The organism is Microbacterium sp. Ru50 (assembly GCF_002920555.1).
In the GTDB taxonomy this organism is placed as follows: Bacteria; Actinomycetota; Actinomycetes; order Actinomycetales; family Microbacteriaceae; genus Microbacterium; species Microbacterium arborescens.
The window spans coordinates 1-606 of record NZ_PQSV01000053.1; the positions used below are offsets into that span (position 1 = coordinate 1).

Annotated in this window: 1 protein-coding gene; it reads left to right on the forward strand. The window is 69.1% G+C overall.

Going from position 1 to position 606, the window contains the following annotated elements; all coding sequences use genetic code 11:
* A partial coding sequence (locus C3481_RS16210) for an ABC transporter substrate-binding protein (RefSeq protein ID WP_146053681.1) occupies positions 1 to 606 on the forward strand: 606 nt, incomplete at both ends.

Sequence of the window (606 nt, forward strand, 5' to 3'; positions counted from 1 at the left end):
ACCGCCAAGGACGGCACGGTGATCGGCGCCGGCACCGACATCGGCCCCATGTCCCTGTGCTACCGCAAGGACCTCTTCGAGAAGGCGGGCCTGCCCACCGACCGCGAGGCCGTCGCCAAGGCCGTCGCCGGCGGCTGGGAGGACTACCTCAAGCTCGGTGAGCAGTACAAGAAGAAGGCGCCCTCCGGCACCTACTTCATGGACTCCGCGTCCGCCATGTACAACGCGGTCGTCAGCTCCTCCTCCGAGCAGTACTACGACGCCGACGGCAAGCCGGTCTACAAGGACAGCCAGTCCGTGAAGCAGGGCTGGGACCTGGCCGCCGAGGCAGCCGCCAAGAAGCTTGCCCAGGGCCTGCCCCAGTTCACCGACGCCTGGAACGCGGCGCTGCGCAAGGGCACCGTGGCCACCGTGGCGTGCCCCGCCTGGATGGCCGGCCAGATCTCCATCAACTCCGGCGACTCCTTCAAGGGCAAGTGGGACATCTCCCGCGCCCCCGGCTCCACCGCGGCCAACTGGGGCGGCTCCTTCCTCGCCGTCCCGAAGAGCGGCAAGCACGTCAAGGAGGCCACGGAGCTGGTCAAGTGGCTGACCGCGCCGGAGCAG